Origin of the sequence: Amycolatopsis kentuckyensis, assembly GCF_002155975.1 — a bacterium.
In the GTDB taxonomy this organism is placed as follows: domain Bacteria; phylum Actinomycetota; class Actinomycetes; order Mycobacteriales; family Pseudonocardiaceae; genus Amycolatopsis; species Amycolatopsis kentuckyensis.
This window is the reverse complement of sequence record NZ_MUMI01000666.1, coordinates 1-1,106: the sequence shown is the minus strand read 5'-3', so window position 1 is coordinate 1,106 and position 1,106 is coordinate 1. Positions and strand designations below refer to the sequence as shown.

The window sequence follows — 1,106 nt, the reverse complement described above, 5'->3', positions numbered from 1 at the left end:
CGTGCAGCACCTCGCGCGCGGCGCGGCTGACCTCGCTGCGCAGCCGCATGGCCGCGGCCGGGCCGCTGCGGCGCAGGTCGAGGTAGCGGTGCTTGAGCCGGACCTCTTCGCCGACGTCGACGCGGTCGTCGATCGGGAACGGCAGCGGCGCGGACTCCGAGAGCACCTCGAGCTGGGTCGCGAGGACCTCGATCTCGCCGGTGGGGATCTCGGCGTTCGCGTTGCCCTCGGGGCGCTTCGCGACCTCACCGACGATCTTCACGCAGAACTCGGAGCGCAGCGCGTGCGCGCGCTCGGCCATCTCGCCTTCGCGGAAGACGACCTGGGCGACGCCGCTGGCGTCGCGGAGGTCGATGAAGATGACGCCGCCGTGATCGCGCCGCCGGGCCACCCATCCGGTGAGGGTGACGGTCTGTCCGGCCTGTCCGGCACGCAGGGTGCCGGCGTTGTGAGTGCGGAGCACTGCGACTGCTCTCCTTCGACATGGGGTGGTTCTCGCTGCTTGGAAAGGCTAACGAACCTCCCAGCCTACGATGTCGGCAGGCTTGCCCGGCGCAGCGGGTCGGACCGGCGGACTAACCAGGCAGTCCATAAGCACAGCGGACTAACCAGGCAGTCCATAAGCACAGCGGACTAACCAGGCAGTTCATTGCGGCCCCGAGCGGCCGCGCTCCGGTGCTCAGAGGACGTACTTGGGCCGGGTCTCCAGCGCCGAGACCAGGCGGTGGGCCTGGGCCAGGTAGGCGGCCACCTGGTAGATGCGCCCGCCCGGGTGCGCCACCAGCCAGCTCGCCGCCGCGGTGGCGGAGGCGAAGAACGGCTGCCCCGCGCAGGCGACCGCGTCGACCCCCTCGAGCCCGAACCCGAGGTCGACCGCCGCGACCACCGCGGCAGGCGGGTCGACCAGGAGGATCCCCCGGGGCACCAGTTCGATGCGGATGCGCGTCCCGGTGACCGGGCAGACCGCCGCCGCGTGGACGCGCTCGCCGGTCGCGATGGCCAGGAGGAACATGTCGACCGTGCCGTCCGGGCCCGCGCCGAGCGTGCCTTCGGCCGGCTCGACGCGGTGGTGGGCGCCGCGGGGCGCCGGGCCGGTCGAGACGAGG

At 72.8% G+C, this 1,106-nt stretch carries 2 protein-coding genes; both read right to left on the bottom strand.

The annotated features are described in order from the left end of the window. On the bottom strand, positions 1 to 463 hold a 463-nt coding region (locus tag CCN39_RS45205; RefSeq protein ID WP_244211311.1), incomplete at its 3' end, for an OB-fold nucleic acid binding domain-containing protein. A 216-nt stretch (positions 464 to 679) separates the two neighbouring features. After that, positions 680 to 1,106, bottom strand: a 427-nt coding sequence (gene merB / locus CCN39_RS45200) for an organomercurial lyase (protein ID WP_086853051.1), incomplete at its 5' end; no start/stop codon positions are given.